The sequence below is a fragment of the Dyadobacter sp. HNCC25DJ184 genome, from assembly GCF_056895215.1.
On sequence record NZ_JBXHAQ010000010.1, the window covers coordinates 31,376 to 47,983 of the forward strand.

General features: G+C 38.6%; 14 protein-coding genes. 10 read left to right on the forward strand and 4 right to left on the reverse strand.

Annotated elements, in window-relative coordinates:
• The first annotated feature begins 14 nt into the window (after positions 1-14).
• Positions 15-383: a CHAP domain-containing protein gene (locus tag AC1XUD_RS15890; protein ID WP_483362010.1), complete on the forward strand. Its 369-nt coding sequence runs from the start codon at positions 15-17 to the stop codon at positions 381-383.
• 222 nt (positions 384-605) lie between these two features.
• On the opposite strand, the gene AC1XUD_RS15895 is transcribed toward AC1XUD_RS15890, so the two are convergent.
• Entirely contained in the window at positions 606-1,058 is a 453-nt protein-coding gene (locus tag AC1XUD_RS15895) for a hypothetical protein (RefSeq protein ID WP_483362011.1), read from the reverse strand.
• 70 nt (positions 1,059-1,128) lie between these two features.
• Here AC1XUD_RS15895 and AC1XUD_RS15900 point away from each other — a divergent pair, with 70 nt between their 5' ends.
• Both AC1XUD_RS15900 and AC1XUD_RS15905 read left to right on the forward strand, forming a co-directional pair.
• Positions 1,129-1,929, forward strand: coding sequence for an esterase/lipase family protein (locus tag AC1XUD_RS15900; RefSeq protein ID WP_483362012.1), 801 nt, complete (start codon positions 1,129-1,131; stop codon positions 1,927-1,929).
• Positions 1,930-1,961: 32 nt separating this feature from the next.
• On the forward strand, positions 1,962-3,311 hold the full coding sequence (locus AC1XUD_RS15905) for a TIR domain-containing protein (protein ID WP_483362013.1): 1,350 nt from the start codon (positions 1,962-1,964) through the stop codon (positions 3,309-3,311).
• An 896-nt stretch (positions 3,312-4,207) separates the two neighbouring features.
• Here AC1XUD_RS15905 and AC1XUD_RS15910 read toward each other — a convergent pair.
• From AC1XUD_RS15910 to AC1XUD_RS15920, 3 genes are all read right to left on the reverse strand, one after another.
• On the reverse strand, positions 4,208-5,344 hold the full coding sequence (locus tag AC1XUD_RS15910; RefSeq protein WP_483362014.1) for a site-specific integrase: 1,137 nt from the start codon (positions 5,342-5,344) through the stop codon (positions 4,208-4,210).
• 280 nt (positions 5,345-5,624) lie between these two features.
• On the reverse strand, positions 5,625-5,942 hold the full coding sequence (locus AC1XUD_RS15915; protein WP_483362198.1) for a CHC2 zinc finger domain-containing protein: 318 nt from the start codon (positions 5,940-5,942) through the stop codon (positions 5,625-5,627).
• A 455-nt stretch (positions 5,943-6,397) separates the two neighbouring features.
• Positions 6,398-7,153, reverse strand: coding sequence for a hypothetical protein (locus AC1XUD_RS15920; RefSeq protein WP_483362015.1), 756 nt, complete (start codon positions 7,151-7,153; stop codon positions 6,398-6,400).
• A gap of 273 nt (positions 7,154-7,426) precedes the next feature.
• On the opposite strand from AC1XUD_RS15920, the gene AC1XUD_RS15925 reads away from it, so the two are divergent.
• The 7 genes from AC1XUD_RS15925 (at position 7,427) to AC1XUD_RS15955 (ending at position 16,607) form a co-directional block, all read left to right on the forward strand.
• Positions 7,427-7,840, forward strand: coding sequence for a hypothetical protein (locus AC1XUD_RS15925; protein ID WP_483362016.1), 414 nt, complete (start codon positions 7,427-7,429; stop codon positions 7,838-7,840).
• Positions 7,841-7,850: 10 nt separating this feature from the next.
• Positions 7,851-8,999: a hypothetical protein gene (locus AC1XUD_RS15930; protein WP_483362017.1), complete on the forward strand. Its 1,149-nt coding sequence runs from the start codon at positions 7,851-7,853 to the stop codon at positions 8,997-8,999.
• A gap of 1,090 nt (positions 9,000-10,089) precedes the next feature.
• Complete coding sequence (locus AC1XUD_RS15935) at positions 10,090-12,216, forward strand: ATP-dependent nuclease (protein WP_483362018.1); 2,127 nt, start codon at positions 10,090-10,092, stop codon at positions 12,214-12,216.
• Positions 12,213-12,710, forward strand: a complete 498-nt coding sequence (locus AC1XUD_RS15940; protein WP_483362019.1) for a hypothetical protein — start codon at positions 12,213-12,215, stop codon at positions 12,708-12,710. Before AC1XUD_RS15935 ends, AC1XUD_RS15940 begins: the two co-directional genes overlap by 4 nt.
• Positions 12,711-12,720: 10 nt before the next feature.
• Positions 12,721-13,707 (forward strand): HipA domain-containing protein, encoded by a 987-nt coding sequence (locus AC1XUD_RS15945; protein WP_483362020.1) that lies wholly within the window; start codon positions 12,721-12,723, stop codon positions 13,705-13,707.
• 1,326 nt (positions 13,708-15,033) lie between these two features.
• Positions 15,034-15,576, forward strand: coding sequence for a hypothetical protein (locus AC1XUD_RS15950; protein ID WP_483362021.1), 543 nt, complete (start codon positions 15,034-15,036; stop codon positions 15,574-15,576).
• A complete protein-coding gene (locus tag AC1XUD_RS15955; RefSeq protein ID WP_483362022.1) occupies positions 15,573-16,607 on the forward strand; it encodes a phosphotransferase in 1,035 nt (344 codons plus the stop codon). Before AC1XUD_RS15950 ends, AC1XUD_RS15955 begins: the two co-directional genes overlap by 4 nt.
• Position 16,608 lies beyond the last annotated feature (1 nt).

The following is a 16,608-nucleotide window of genomic DNA, read 5'->3' on the forward strand; positions in this document are numbered from 1 at the left end:
ATTGGTTATGGTGTATGGACTTTGTACAAACAGTATTGGATCAAGCTTATTCTTCGATCGGAAGGAGTTTTACAGACCTATTACCACACACTTACAGCTGCGACACAATGGGTATGTGGGGATTAGTAAAAAACGCACTTTTGAGAAATGCTGTTTTAAGGGGCGGTAATGTTTTAGCAAAACCAGGAGATATCTTCTTAATTCAGAAAAGTGAATTTGACTGGATACATACTGGAATCATCACCAAGGTTGAACAGACCATATTTGAGACGATTGAAGGAAACACTAATTCTGATGGATCAAGTAATGGATTTGCTGTTTTGAAGCGTGTTCGTAATTTCAAGAATACCATTATGGATGTATTGTCAATTAATTTGTTTTGAAAAATTCGACTGGTGCTTTTTTACGTTGGGTAAGCCACAATACTTGGAAGAGGTGCTCCCTTTCAACAGCCCCCCGGGAACTTCCATAAAACCTCTGAGTAGGGTGGATTTAAATAGTCGTTAAGAACGTACAAGTAAAGTATGAGGTAAACAGGTGAGCTACTTTTTAAAACTGTAGTACCGGTTTAGACGAATAGTGGAGTTGGTCAGTATAGCTGATTATCATTTCGTTAAGACCAAATGCGCCAACTCCGGATCTTGCAGTAATCGTTCCATTTCGGCCTTAATAACATCCTGCACATCCTCTCTGATCTGTTCATAATTCCTTTGAACGATCATGTTGTCTAGTTTACGGATCACCGGAATGTTCTGATAACTAATCTCTTCCTTTTTTAAAGCATCATGGTCATTTAATATTTCACATTGAAAAGCTTTCAGCTCAATTTTCTGATCCGGATTATCAGCAACCATTCCGACAAATTCAACGGAGCTGAGCGAAGATATTTTGGAAGGTGGTATGGCTGAATCCAGCTGTTTTGAGCGGCTGATAGAGGTATCAGTCCTGTTAATGGAATAGCTGGTACGATCCTGCATTATTTTTCCAAACCGCTCGGAAAGTTGTTTGGCAGTATCACCCGATACCTGACCACTGATAATGTTACCGGTTATATTCATAATGATACACAACGTAAATAGATAATATAATTAAGTAAATTCAGCTCGCCATTCTCAAATTCAAATTCAAATGGAAGCTAACCATACTGTTCCATGCGCTATTAGGCACGGACTTAATACACAAGGTTTTTTTAGCTATGAAATGCCTAAAAACTTGATAGTATTTGTCCATGGTTTTGGGGGAAATGCTACAAACACTTGGAACAACTTTCTCTCCATGATCCTTTTTGATCAACACTTTAAGACGACGGATATTATTTTTTATGGCTATGATACTTTTGAAGGGCAGGCGCACGATCATTCCACTAACCTATATAGGTTTCTAAATTTGCTTCAAAAACCTCTGGAAAATGATATACTGCCTTCTGGTCAAAATCTACCGGAAAGGGAATATGAAACAGTAACACTGGTTGCCCATTCACTTGGAGCTGTGCTAGCCCGTCAAGCTCAGTTACTAGCATTCAATGAAAAGCAGTCATGGGTTAACAAATCCTCTCTCGCACTATTTGCACCCGCGCACAATGGGGCAGAAATTGTCCCATTAGCAATGCAGGCTCTCCCTGGGCTGCTAAGCCTCTTAGGTATTTTTGCCAAATTCCAATACCCAATTCTCAATGACCTTATCCCCACGGATGTAGGAATTTTGAAATATATCAAAGACTACACCAAAGAACTGCAAGACAAAGGCGTTGGTGAATTTTCTAAAGCAAAATTGGTCGTCCATGCAATGGGTGATAAGGTTGTAAAAAATGGTTCATTCTTATTGGATGCCGCCCCAATAATTATCGCAAGTTCAAGCCACTCCAAGGTATGCAAGCCTAATCAAAGTTATTCTGTGCCACTTAATTACCTTAGGTCTATAATAAAATAGAAATGGATAGCCAAGAGATAAACCTCCGATCATTGAAAGCAGAATTTCATGATAAGGGCAAAGCCGCCAGAGGGCTAAAGAACCTACTTGAAAATTATATTGAGAAAGGAGACCAAGCTGGCCTCGAACATTTGTTGCGCTTTCATAATCCAATCCCTGTAGAAGGAATTGAGCTTGTGCACCGATTTGAAATAGATTCTCTCTTAGATTTCTATTGCCTTTTACTTATTGCAATTTTTTCCGGTTATGTCCCGAGAACGCTTAACCCCAAATTAAGAGATGAGATTCTACTTGTATTAGAAAATCCTGCTGTTAAAAAGTACTACCTTATAAATTATCCATATTTAATGGTTGCAAATGTACTTCAGTATGTTAAAAAAGATGAAGATGAGATTTGGGAATCCAACTTGGATACAATCGGTGCTTTTACAGAATTTATTTACTTGTATAGATTTCTAAAAAAGGATAGGGATGTTGAGCGGTTTATGGGAATGCTTGACTTTGTTCATTATGACAATAATACAATAAACGAAGTTAACGCGATATTGTCATCCTATGATGCCTTGCATGAAGTTTTTACCTCAAACGACGCTTCTGAGGCAGCTCGCAGTGTTCGTGGTTTTATTAAGTATACCACTTTCATAAGTCAACTCAAAGTTCTACTTATTGAAATACAAGAATTTCCGTTGCTACAATCTGCTCTTTGGTGCTTTCACGGCTATTATTTTGACAGAATGGATACTAAAATGACTGATCTTTTCGCAGCTGCATTTAACAATCTTTCAAATGCGCTGAGTTCGCCAGAAATTTATGGTGGAATTGTCAAAGAAATATTGCCTGATGGTCAAGATTTGGAACTAAGTGAGATGGAACTCAAAACGTTTACAAGATCTGTTATGCAACAGGCGAAGGAAGATATTGATTCGGTCTTGGATCCAGGTTGGGGAGAGCCTATGAAAGAATACTTTTTTGATCCAAGTGTAAATAAATGGGATGTCTTTATAGATTACAAGGAAAAGGGCGTTAATGATAGACTGCTTTTTGAATTAAAAATAAGGCTGCGTAATGAGGGGATTAGTTACTGGATGGAGTCTGAACAGATAAAGGTTGGCGACAAGTCCGTAAGGTCGTTAGAAGAGGGCGTACAAAATAGTAATTGTCTGTTGATCATTTTAGATGGTAATATCGATTCACCGCTTTTACGTAGTTATGTCAAATCCGCAAGGCTAAATAAGAAACCAATAATTTGGATAATGACAAGTAGAGGACTGGAAAGACCTGCTGCTCATCAATTCGATGATTGGATTTTAACTGACGACGGTTATATTTGGAAATCAGACACGTATGAACTAATTAGTAATGTGATATTGTCGGAAAGATAATCTGTCAATAGCGCTTTGTCCAGAACCATTGACTTGTGTATTCTGACAAGATCAATACTGATTTACTACGAGCTATTATGCTTTACTAATAAACACCATTTAATGTACTGGACTCGTTCGGTTTAATGCCTACCAGCTAACAATTTAAAACACGAATTAAGCAAAAGGGTGAGATTACATTACCTTCATAGCATCTAGCCAAGGTATTGTGTCGCTCCTAGCGAATATTGACCTTCAAATTAAGAAAAAATTCCTTATCAACTTACCGAGAGTTTGACATAGTCCCCGTTCTTGAATGCGCCGGATTCTGTAACAAATCGCAATTTGAATTTTACTTTTTTTTCCAAGTTTTCAAGCTACTGTACTCTAATATGAGAACTGAACGGAAATGTGAAATCCATTTGCTGGATCAGCCGGATTCAACTAGTAGGTCACAACGATCCTTTTAATTCATTTTCTGATCTTATCGAGCTTGACTCTCGTGGAATGATTGGCAGAAACCCATCAATGGCCCTACGGATACGAATTCTTTCGCTGTTATTAAGGTTGTTTTAAACAAATTTCCGGACTAAATTTATGCTTGGTTGCAGCCCAAAAAATCCAGGTGAGCAATTCGGTGAGCAGACTTTTAATGTCGTTGTAAGATATTGATTTTTAGATAGATATAGACATATTTCAAGTTCCTCTCTGAGTTTTAAGAAAAAGGGCTCTTAAAAACCTTACGCTATCCACTATTCAGCATTTTCCCGATGAAATAGTCTATTTTACTGAAAAAGAATCCCCCAAAACGGGCAAAACTATTGACTAGTTTTTTCTATTCTTGGGTTAATTTTTGGGCACTTGGAATTACATTTAATCGCCCAAAGCGCGAGCTTTTTCCATGCGGTCCCGCAATTTCAACATATCTTGGTATGTCCTAGCATTTTTGAGACGCTTTCGATGGGTACGCCGTTTTGGAGTGTGACGGTGGTCGCAAACGTGTGCCTTGCAACGTGCGAAGTTAATGTTTTGTTGATTCCGCAGAGAACTGCAATTTCTTTGAGATATTCGTTCATTTTCTGGTTGCTGGGTACAGGCAGTATCACCTGTTTTACTAGACAGTGTTGATACTTATCATATTTTTCGATAATTCTGTATGCTTCGGGCAAGAGCGGGATATTGGATGCAACATTCGTTTTTTGACGCTTGGTAAAAACCCATTTTTCCCCGTCGATCCCTTCGGTTATCTGGTCTCTTCGGAGCTTTAGCACATCCGAATAGGCAAGGCCGGTATAGCAGCAGAACAGGAAAGTGTCCCTGACTTGATCCAAACGCTCGGAGGCAAAGTCTTTTGCTTTTAGACTCTCCAGTTCTGACTCCGTAAGTATGGCCTTGTCTACTTTTTTATATCTGCCCTTGAAATTGGCAAATGGATCGGTATCCAACCATCCGTTGTTCTTACAAAAGGTCAAGATCTTTCGGAACATTTTAAGATGCTTGACAACCGAGTTATTGTTCATTCCGCGATCCGATCTCAGGTAAAATTCATAATCGGTCACGAAGGCGAAATCGATCTTTTGCACATCAATATCTGTCGATTTGAAATGCGCCTTCAAAAATGCCAGTGTGTGGCTGTGTAGCACTTTGTATCGTTTCAAAGTACCAGCAGCATACTCCTGACCCACTAGCGATTCCATTCGTTTATTGTGTTCCCCAATTACGGTCATCAGCATGGGTGCTTTTTGCTTTTTTCCTATCAAAGCCTCCTTGATCGATTCAGCTGAAATTGCTGATCCAATACGTTCAAATTCACCTGTAATTATCAAGACTTTATGTTCGAGTTGAGACAAATAGGTATTGATCGATTTAGCGGCTTCGTTGGTTCCAAGAACTTTTCTCGATCCTCCATTCCAACGCAGAGGTTCACATACCCTTCCTGTTGCTATTTCAGCTCTTTTGGAGTTGACTGTAAGTCGTAAATAAATCGGCACCGGACCTTTTTGGTAATTCTTTGGCTTTTTGAGATAGAAAAGCAGACTCAGGTTCGTCTTCATAACTTTTGAGTTAAAAGGTGAAACAAAATTAGTCTTGCAAGTCCAGCCAAACAAGATGTTTATCTATTAAACACCTTGATATACAATTAGTTAAGTGGTTTCTGGTGAGTTGAGATTGCTAGCAGATTTACTCACCGAATCACTCACGATTTTTCTGCGAAAAATTGAAAAATTTGGGGTAATCCGGAAAACAAAAAAGCCTGCAATCGTTTGATTTGCAGGCTTTTAGTGCTTTTCGTTATTTCTTCAAGTGATCCCGCTGGTACAAATCTCGAACTTTTTACTTCAAGATTTGAAGAAGCTGGCAAGCCTTCTTTCTTCTTAAGAGTATATTTATAATGGGAAAATTGCTGGCCACCAAGCCAATGAACGGTGAATAAAAAAAATTGAAAGATTTTTGTGTTATTTCAGGAATAGATTTATTGAAATTGAGGATCAAGAAATCAATAATGCTTCCGCCTTTGCCTACTTCAAAATCATACCACTTATTCAGCACGTGGTTGATTTTGAAGGATGGAGTTTGCTCATCTCTGAATGGAGAAAGATACCGGTAGTCACGTCCATTTATTTTGACAGGCTTTTGGGTATGTAATGACAGGCAATTTTACCATGTCGATGCTTTTGACTTCTTCAATGCGTAGCTAGCTGTTTCTGAAATCCATACCACAAAATTTCCAAGTCCACAATTCAGTAATGGGACACGAAGATATTGTGGATTAATGGGGAATTGTTACAGCTTCACATTTGGATAGGGTATATGCCGGGTGACTGTATAGTATTTATTTTTCCCAAGTATTATTTCCGTCCGTCTCGTAGCCAGATTCATAGTTTGTCTGATCAAGGACTTTATCGAAATTAGTTTGATCAAGATTAAAGCCATCCAGAAACAAGCTTCATTAATGGAACCATTAAAAAGACTGGGATTTATGTGGAACTTTGCGTCTTCGACGATCTCCAAACCAGTTATATAGTGAGGCAAAATTCCCGCAAGCAAAGAAACTTCTTTTTGGTTTGAATATGGTACTCCCTTATATTGCGGCAGACCGATTTTTTTTAAATTTCGTTTGCCATGTGCAACAGGTTGCCAACAGTGAAGTTTAATACTTTTATTTTGGGAAGTGGAGGCTTCTGAAAGAGTAAAGGAATAATCGTGTTTTTTTCAAAGGAAGACGTAAATTGATCAGCGGCATCCTGTTCGATCGTGGTAGATAATAATAATGAGTTGTCCCTATAATTAATCGCTCCCAATTGATGCAATAAGGTCAGGTAATAATTTCGTAATGGCATTCGTTGGCTGGGCGCTAAGGACATCATTATTTGGGAATAGAACTTTTTATTCTCCTTGCCTAAGAGATAATCCCGGAAGAAAGGATTCTTATCAAAAAAAGTTTTAGTTGGCAAATTCTTGTTTTTGGTCGAATTTCGAATTTGATCGAATATAAAGTTGAATACATTTTCATCGCAGTCATCAATTTTTATTATGTTGTCCTTTGATAATCCAAAGAACTCAGATGAACAGAAACGTCTTGCTTTTTCTCCAACCATAAACAACCTCTCTAATAACATACTCAAATAGGAATCATCCTGAAAAGAGGATAAGCCAAGCTTAGCACGAAGTGCTTTTAGGTTATCTCCTCGATATATGGGCTGTATTTTCCTGTCATGCATCAATTTCATTTGAAGCAGAAAGGCATTGAAATGATTTAGCTCAGCAAATGTCAGTGCGCTTTTTTTAAAGTCCATGGTTTTGAGGTTTTCTATAAAAATATCGAAATTGAGCAAAACAATAATTTCGAGTTGCCAATTCAAAAGTTAACTTATGTGGGTGTTTGAACCTCAGTTCTTCAAATTTCCTGATTAACAACAACTACCGATCTCGCTCGGATGAGTTTTGATTCAATAACTATTGTCACCGATATAATTTTTTTTATATTCGCTCATAATTTCATCAGTAAATTTCTACTTGATCATTTTGTCTTCTGCTAAATAAAACGGGCAAAAATACGGGGTCAGATACCGTAATTTCCCCCTAACAAATATTGATTATTAGTCACAGCTTTGTTCAACATTAAATATACGATCATGGCTTATTATCAGATTTTCCAAAAAGCGCTTACCAAAGCAAATGTCAACAAACTTGACTCCGAAACACTCGTTTACACGAAATATCTTATTGCCATCGCGGCTCCTGCGGCAGAACTTTTCAATTCGGTATCCATGCAAAGGCGGGTCGACAAAACACTTCCATTTACAATCATTTCTTCAAACAGACCAAGTGAGAACGGGCAGGTCATTATAGAGCTCGGCTATTTTTCTTCCGGAGATAAAATTGATATTACCTGGATTGTCAGGGCGGTGAGCAAAATTTCGGCCATTGCTCTATACATCGTAAACGATGCGACCAAAGAAATAAGGAAAATCACCAAGGACCCAGTCAAGAAGATGGAGAGGGCGGAGGACTGGCTTGATGAAATAAAAGATTTCGAACTATTCTAAAGAACATACCATGAAAAGACTCCTACTTTTAATACTTTCTCTGATGGCCGGCAACATCTGCTTGGGACAGTCTGGGCAGGACAATAGCACACTATCGTTGAATTCTTCTGACCGAGATTCCATACTTTCAAAGATTGGTTCAAATACCCAGCGTTACACGAATGACAATAGCAGTTCGGCAAACGCCAATAGCTATTTATTCAAAGATGTAGAGCCCTCTGGGTACGACCTTCTCTCAGCCAATGCATCCTTTTCCGATAAAGACCAGGTCCAGAAAATTGGTTTTTCTCCGGTAAGGCTTGCAAAATATTACATTCCGGTCCTATCCAACTTAAGATTAAATATCACCAATAGTTCCGGGGCACTGACAACCGGCGTTAGTATCGGAAACGACAACTCCGCTTATGGTACAGGTAGGGTCAACAGAATATTTAAGGAATCCTATGATATTCCATCAAATGAGCAGGTCGAAGTCCGCCCGCGTGGCGCGAATGAGTCAATGGCAGAGTACACAGAGTATTATAGGACGTCGAAGGCCAAAAGCTGGCAAGACTCGTTGATGGACGGCTTCGATGCCAAGAGACTAAGACATGTTTTTAAGTGGAGCGTCGGCTACAATGCCCAGTTTTTCTCCGTGCTCAAAAGCAAATCTGCTGACGGCAATTACGACAGTTTGAATTACCATGCATTTAAGGGTCATAATCTAATTGCCAGTGTAAGTTACAGTTTCAAAAACGGAAGCTTCAATGTAAATGGTAGCTATAACTATTTCAATAAGAGAAAGTCTGCAGATTCCACACAGCAAAGAAGGAGATATGATGGTTTTTCCGTAGGCATGTCAGTAAGGGTAAAACGTCTGATTTCCGAAGAAGCCTTAAAGGAGAAAGATTTTTATAAAGCTAGCCTGTTCATCCCTTCGATCTATCTTGGGATAAGTTATGAAAGACAAAACTACAAGGGAGAAGAATCTATATATGCAGAAGACAAACTAAAATGGACTGATGTCAAATCGGTCTTTATTGATATCGCCATATCCCCTACCAGTCAATTTAGATTAGCGTTCCCCATTAAGAACTCAAAAGAATTCAGTGCTGACGGTTCGAGTACAGCTTTGGTGGCAGTGCTTCAATACAGCTTCAAGTTGATCAACTTGAATTAAGCACAGAGCTTTCGGACCATTTAGAGGGAAAAATAAAAACACGCCGTATCAATGGATTTCCGTGAGTGCTTTAACGGCAAGAATAATAATTGGCAGAATGAAGAGGATAGTTTTCTTTGGTTTACAGGGAATGTTCTTCTCTCTGTACAAATCGAATTGACAAAACGACAGCCCGTACGAATGTCGTTTTTATTTGAATGTACTAATTGGAGAATTCGGATGGCTTGACCAGGTGATTCCGTCGCAGAGTGATCAACAACAAACTATTGTTAATCAGTAATTCAAGAAATATAGATCAATAATTTAGGATGGGCGGTTTTAACCGAAACGACATGCCTTTAGTTTCTGAATTGTGGTGATCTGTGGCTCCGAATTCTCCAGTCAGATAGGCAAAAGGATTTACAGGGAACCCATATGAGTATGTTACCAAAAACCTGGGTTATGATGGTTTGAGGATAAAAGAAAAAGAATGAAAGACCTTCGAAGATTGCCCTAAAAACCTTGATCTGGTCAAAGATAAATTCAAAGGAACTCCGGATGCCGTGGTTGTTTATAACACCGCTACTATTAAAGGTTTCAAAGAAATACACGGTTTGAATCAAACTAAACAGGCTGAACAAAAATCTTATAGACCTAAAAGAAATAAGGGTTTACGAAGTTAAAATTGCATCAATCAATATTTAAAGTATCGATTTGCTTTCTTCAAATCATTAGTGAGGTATCAACAGATGCCTCACCTTTTTTGTGTCGTTTCCTTGGCCGTTCAACTGACGCTTTCTTTATTTACCAGATCCTACAAGCAAATTATGCTGCAAACTTTTCATTAAGAAATCCAAAATAATCAAGATGGTTACAAAAGAGGAACAATCTTACGTGCCTATTCCAGAGATCCGTGAGGCGGATCGCTTATGGCACCTTGTAATGATGACCAGATTAAGCAGAATATTAGAGACCTTTTCGAATCACTAAAGCAGAGAATAGGAATGACCCGGCTCAAGAACTTGTAATAAGAAATAGTTGACCCTGCTTTAATTTTAATAAATATAAATTTAATTCCATTGTTTTTTACTTTTGAAATTAAACCTACCACATGCAAAATATTCGCAACCTCTACATTTCCAAAGTCAGGATAAGAAATTTTCGGAATTTCCTAAATGCAGAAGTTGATTTAGGGCATAAGCAAGTTATTATTGGTGAGAACAATGTTGGAAAAACCAATTTTCTAAGAGCAATTCAACTTATTTTAGATCCTGGTTTTTCTGACAACGATCGAATGCTCAATGATAGTGATTTTCATGACAGTTTGGAAGATCCAATGAAAAACGGTCAAGAGATAGAGGTCTCAGTCGAGGTACGCGGGTATGAGCATAATTCTAACCTAGTAGCCCAATTCTCCGACGCAATAATATCCGATAAACCGCCAACACTAAGATTTACCTATCTTTTTAGTCCTATAAAGGATCAAGAAGGAAATATTACACGTTATGATTTCAATATTTTTAAAGGCGAAAACATTGAGTATCGTTTCATTAGTGAAGATCGAAGCTATATCAATATCTTCGTAATCAAGGCGCTTCGTGATGTGGAAAGAGAAATGAAAGCCAACCGACTGTCACCTCTTTACAGATTGGTAAAAAAATATGATATTTCCAAAGAAGAATTGGAGGCAATTTCGAACGGGCTTTCCGATGCAGCCGACAAAATTTTGGAATTGGATGAAATTAATCACATCAAAGATGCGCTTCAATCTCGTTTTTCAACACTATCCGGACTTCAAAGAGATAACGAAATCACTTTAGGCACATTTGATTTAGATACAGAAAGACTCTTATACAATTTGCAGATATACATGGGCATAAAAGCACGCCCCATATCTGAATTGAGCTTGGGCTTAACAAATATCCTTTATGTCTCGTTAATGCTGATTCTTATTAAAGATAGAACGATATTGCCTGTCATTAAAGCGGACAGGTTTGCTGCGCTGAGTGAAGTTGACTCGAAAAAATTACTTCCAGAACTATATACGAAAAGCGAGAAAGGAAACTTCATCTTACGATCCGATTTGACTGTCGAGCAAATCCAAGATTTATATGCTTTCATGGATAGCAGAAATTTTCAACCACAAGCCTTTACAATACTTGCGGTCGAAGAACCAGAAGCACATCTACATCCCATTTTGCAAAGAATGCTCTACCGAGAAATTCTCCAGAATAGTTCTACATCTGTTATTTTCACAACCCACTCCACCTTTATTGCATCAGTAACACCTCTGAAGTCAATTGTTCATATCAGACATATAGATAGTGCAAGTCGAGTATTTTCTACTGCCAATCTTATTCTAGCTGAACGGGAACAGCAGGATATTGAACGGTATGTCGATGCCAAGCGTGGCGAACTTTATTTTGGGAAGGCAATTATTCTAGTGGAAGGTATAACAGAAGAGTACATCGTTCCTGCTGCCGCAAAGCAATTGGGCAACTCCCTGGATGATTATCGAATCATTGTTTGTAATATTGATTCAACAAATTTTAAGCCTTATACCCAACTACTGAGTTTACTTAAACTTCCCTGGATCCTTTTTACGGACGGAGATTATTACGAAAAAAGGACGGTGAAAAACAAACAGGGAGAAGATAAACTCCAGCGCGTTTACCAAATTATCTCCTCTGAGGGGGCAGAACAGTTCTTTCGAGGACATGATCTTATTGCAAAATTGCTAATTGAATCAGGTGATATAAAAAGAGATGATCTTCCTGATGAGGCAAATGAGCAAGAGACACTCTTTAACAAATTCGGTGCCTTTGTTGGTTTCTATACGCTTGAAGTTGATATGATGAACAAAGGAGAAGAAGCTATCGGGGTATTCAAAAAGATTTATGCAGATTTGATAGCTGGCGGTGCAGAAATGCGCAAAAATTTTGAAGAAGATATCGATAACGGGGCATATTGGGACGCGTTATCGAAGATTGAAAGTAACATTAGCAAGGGACGTTTCGCTCAACGATTGGCCGGGAATTTGACGGTAGACATGCTACCCATCTATTTAAAAGGGGAATTAAAGCAGTTATTAAAAAAGTCAAGACTGAATATGAATGAACAATTTTTTCATGATCTTGATTTGATCCGGAAAGACAATGCCCAGCGAACCGCATTTGAGTCTATGTCTAATACAGTAGTTCTTGCGGGACCAGTGGTAAGACGCGGGTCCTTAGTATGAAGGCTGTGGCATTGGCAAACTCTGTGATTCATTCCCCAGCTGGATTGCTCTGCATTAGCTATAGTCGCGAGACCGTAAGGGAATTAAAAAAAAGATTGCAGATTTATGGTTACATACCCAATGCCCGTGATTTCATTGGTACGATCCACAGCTTCAGCCTTCTTCATATACTTCAACCTTTTGGACATCTCTATTGTCAATATGGAATCAAATATCCAATTAGAATATTACCCTCGGACGTTGCCCAACAAATATACGAAGGAGTTCTAAAAAAATTAAAGACAGATCATTGGACGCTTCCATTTGGAGAAATAAATCGTTATCGCGCCTTATCATTTGAAGGAACAAGTAAGATTATTAAACCATCTACAGACTTGGTAAAAGAAGCGGCACGTTTATTTGAGCAGACCTTGTTTACAACGCCATATCTTGATTTCACCAGCATCATCAACCTCTCAGCAAAGATAATGGAGCTATCACAGTCAAGCGTATAAATGTATCAGCATGAGTATGCCTGTTATCAAATACTGTCCGGGCACCTTAGCAGAAGGTTATGATACTTACAGCCAGACTTGCCTTAAGCGAATGTTTAGTGGAGCGAAAGTATCCCATGTATTACCATATGATTCGCCAGCTTCCGCCCGCCAAGTTAATGCAGCATTCGTTTTGAGTCAAAGGCGGATGTCAATCTCGGGTGTTCAGGAAAAGTTTTCTATAATACAGGTCAAGAATAAGTTGAGATTGGTGGGGGAGGGCGACAGGGGAACACATATCCTGAAACCGATACCAACCGTCGGCAGTAATGCAGATCAAATGCCTGCCAATGAACATTTGACGATGCAAATAGCACGACAGGTTTATGGGATTGAAACTGCAGAGAATGCACTCATCTTTTTTAAAAATGAAGAACCTGCATACCTTACCAAGCGCTTTGATGTGGATGAGGAGTTTAGAAAGAAGGCTGTGGAGGACTTTGCGGCCTTGTCAGGCAGAAGTCCTCAGACGCACGGGGAACATTATAAGTACCTGGGAAATTATATGGATCTCTTCAACATCATAAAAAAATATCTACCTATTTATGGCTTGGAATCGCCTCGACTTTTTAAGCTGATCATGTTTAATTACTTGTTTTCGAATGGGGACGCCCATTTTAAGAACTTTTCGATTATTGAAACCGGTATGGGCGATTTCAGACTCAACCCAGCATACGATCTTCTCAACAGCCGCCTTCACGTGAATGACTCGGACTTTGCGCTGGATGATGGACTATTGCCACCTCAAATATCAAAGGGCAATGTTGCTACACAATTCCAGACTCTTGGCGAGGAGGCAGGCTTAAATGTGAAAATGATTAAATCCATCTTTGACGTGATGCTTTCAAATTCGAAAAAAGTCGAGAATTTGGTCAATGCCTCTTTCTTAAATGATCGTTCCAAAAGGAGCTATCTTCAGGCCTACCAGACGAGAGTAAAAAGGCTTGCGAAGGTCTAAATATCGTCTTATTTGACCTTTTTTACCCGAATTTCAAGGAATTAAGGAATGCTTTTTTAGGTCAAAATCAAAGCATTCCCTCTACAAATTCAGAATTGTTTACTGCTGATAATCAGCCAGCTGGATGTAATATGTCTATCGGATTTTTGATTGTTCCATTCAGGTAGAAAGTTAAAATTAAGTTGCGGCGTAAATCATGGAGTATTGAGTTGCTTGGGACCTGAACTAATTGGCAGATAAATTGTCATACATTCACCGACAACGCACATATAATCAACTCAGCTAGCTCCCCTTTTTTCAAATAACACCGTTAAAAAACGGAGATCATTACCGTCATAATCCCTAACAAAAACGTGATTCTACTCATGTAAATTATTCAATTCTACCTTTAATTTTGACATGCTAGTTAATAATGAAACTGACTAACAGCTCATAAGATATCGAGCTCCTGAGGCGAATGCTTCCTGGATTTTGAATTTTTATTTTGTACACGTTGAAAAAAAAGGTCACTACTGCAAAAAAAAGCATTTAAACACTCAGTGCTTCTGTACGGTATTATCCGGCGAAAAAAAGAAAGATTAGAGAACTTGTAAACAACCTTTGCAAACCAACTTATGGCAGTCTACTTATTGCACAATACAGAGTGGAAGGATATAGGATGAATTAGATCAATCCGGCCGAAGTCACCATTAGAGGATGATATCTGCATTTACCCTGATACCGTTTAATAATTAATTATCTAACTCTGTGCATTACTTCTAATTTGTTTATATATTTAGATAATTCACGCACTTTCATTACTGCGCTAGTCTGATCAACTGGCTCCTTTATTAATTCCGTCGATTACCCAAGTTTAGACCTTCTAAACTTGAAGAGAATTTTGAATGCGATCATCTATATATTTATATTTTCTGGCGACGCCGATAGGTCTGAGATGTTGGCTTCTAACCCGCTCAGAATGTCACCAATTGAGTAAATGAAGCTTTTAAGCAACAGGTAATTCCGTTAAATAGAGTCGGCAGATTCAGTTTACTTAATGGCTGCTTGGAAATGCGATTGTTTTGATAAAAAATGACTTTGTTAAATGATTATTGTTTATTTTTCCAAGTTAAATTTTTCTAAATGCGTCTCTAAATTGTCCTTGAAAGAAAATGATACCTTTTTTAGCCGTAGTTTTAAAGCAAAACCAAATAGTGAACCAGAATATCGTGGTAATTTTGGCAGGAGACCTTAGCTGAGATAGTCGAAAATACTCCCTGAAGGTTTGCTGAATATATTAGTTTAACAAAGTAAATTAAATATAAAATAACACTAATCCTCCTGATTATGGCAGCTGTTCAAAACCTTTCCAACTTCCGGGAAAGCGGAAGAAATCTCGTACTTGTAACCGGCTATCTGTACAAATGCGACGGTGAAATAAATAAAATGCTGAGAGCGCGTGAGATTCAGGCCGGTGAAAAACCACCTATTGACGCTGAATATTCTCTTGTGATGTTTAACAAGGGAGAAAAAGTCGACACCCGTAAAAAAACATCAGCGCAACGAAATATATATGTCAGACATGATACTGAAAAGAATATTTTTATGATGGAACCTACACAAAATGTTTGGAAGCCTACTGCTGAGGAATTACAAGAACATGCCCATGCTCGTGAGACAATAAAAAGCGATATATATTTATTCGAAGATGGAAAATTTATGACTGTCGCAGGTGACTATATTAACCTTGATGCATGGCAAGTTAACCATGAGAGTGAGCTGAACATTTCAATTCGGCCAATTGGAACAGAGTTGGAAAAATACATCATGGATAATGACGGGCAGGTATTTAATCTTACTCATCTCCATACTACCCGATTGACTCGATGATCGCTCTTTCTGCCTACAAATTAGCAAATTATCTTGTTGATATTGTTCCGTTTCCTGGAACGGAAGGATCAAAGGATATCAATTGGGGACATATCGATTATTTATCTTTTTGCGAAGTCACGGAATTGTCCAGAAACAAATGTTACTTCTGCATAGATGAGTCAGTAAGGCATTTGAATTTTTTCTTCAAGCAGTCAAGGAGTTTATCCGAGGTCAATATTCAGGATATCAGAAGCGAGGCCGAGTTTTACCGCCTAGTAAGAAAGGCTTGGAAGGAAAGATTGTCGAAACATATTCCGCAACTTATCTATTTTGATGACTATAACAGTATAATTGTCACAAGTTATATCCCAGCAGCGCCTGACATTATGCAAAGTAATAACTATAGTGTATTTTATGAAGCAGGCAAAGTACTAGAGCAATTTCATGATGTATGTAAAACGGAGAATGTCGACTCTGTTCTAGTAGCCTGCGGGAAGTGGATTGACCAGTTCCGATCGCTTGTGCCGAAAATTCTTCGGCTGACGGAATCTGATGTGAAACAGCTAAGCTTCACTGGTGACGTATATCTTGTACAGTTCGCAAGTTTTATATACCATCAACGCGATACGATCAAAGACTGGCGCAAGGAATGGAGTCAGCATGCCAAAGGATTAATTCATGGTGATGCCGACGCGAGAAATTTCATTTTGAATGAGAATACTATCGTTATGGTCGATTTTGAAGGTGTTGCTTTTGGCGCCTGGTTTTGGGACGTGGCTGTATTTACCGCGAGCTTGTTAGTGAAAACCGATCTTCCGCAGGTGCCCCTGCGAACAATTAGACTGCCTCCGTTTCAGGTGTACTCCCGTGTCAAAAACTTTATGGAGGGATATGGTATCACGTCAGTTGATGAACAAAAGAGAATTTTGAGATGGTCTGGAATCTATTTTTTGCAGGAGTTTTTGGTCAGAAAGGAAGCTTTGCTGTTGCACTATGGTTTGGCGCTTGTTCAAAACACCGAGGTTTGTCATAGCAAAATATTTTCTTAAT